1 protein-coding gene is annotated in these 206 nt (G+C 49.0%); it reads left to right on the top strand.

What is annotated here, in order from left to right:
• Positions 1-206: hypothetical protein (locus tag DWW13_RS19650; RefSeq protein WP_330425637.1), on the top strand; the 206-nt coding region annotated here is incomplete at both ends.

Here is a 206-nt window from a genome sequence, read left to right as displayed (position 1 = left end):
AAGTGCGTCGTGTTCGAGGACATCAATTATCAGCTTGCACAGGCTGACGATAAGACCGCCATTTTTGAAAACTGGTGCGATTTCCTCAACTACTTTGACGCGAGCGTGAGCGTGCAGCTTTCTTTCATCAATCAAGGAACGCAGCGGGAACAGGCAGAAAAAGCAATCTCTATCCCCGCACAGGAGGACGCTTTTAACTCTATCCG

It is taken from the genome of Blautia sp. AF14-40 (genome assembly GCF_003479665.1).
Classification (GTDB): Bacteria; Bacillota; Clostridia; order Lachnospirales; family Lachnospiraceae; genus Fusicatenibacter; species Fusicatenibacter saccharivorans.
The sequence above is the reverse complement of the archived record's forward strand: the minus strand, read 5'-3'. Positions and strand labels throughout refer to the sequence as shown.